Annotated in this window: 1 protein-coding gene; it reads left to right on the plus strand. The window is 66.8% G+C overall.

From position 1 onward, the window contains the following. Positions 1–339: HopJ type III effector protein (locus G3I78_RS49775; RefSeq protein WP_164437277.1), on the plus strand; the 339-nt coding region annotated here is incomplete at its 5' end. Between the last annotated feature and the right edge of the window lie 68 nt (positions 340–407).

Here is a 407-nt window from a genome sequence, read left to right on the forward strand (position 1 = left end):
ACTGATCTGAACTCGCTGCGGGCAAGCCTTGCGTCGGGTGAGCACGAGTTCGCAGCCACCCTGGCCTTCGTCGCCGCGCACTACGACTACCAGCCCCAGGCGTTCCGCAACGGGGAACTGGAGAATGCGGCAGGGGAGAACGAGGGCTCCTGCAAGACGCTGGGACTGGCCCTGCTGGAAGGGCTGAGCGGCCAAGAGGCGCTGCTGGCATTCGGCGAGCACTACCGCAGTGTGCTGGCGACGCCGAACGAAACCGATCACGCCAACATCCGCAACCTCATGGCCCATGGCTTGGCAGGCGTGAAGTTCGCCGCACAACCGTTGGCCCGCAAGAGCTGAGCGGCGAGGGTCGGTCCTGATCACAGCCGCATGGCCGGCCAGATGGCGACGGCCGCGGCCAGGACGAG

The organism is Streptomyces sp. SID13726 (assembly GCF_010548375.1).
GTDB lineage: Bacteria > Actinomycetota > Actinomycetes > Streptomycetales > Streptomycetaceae > Streptomyces.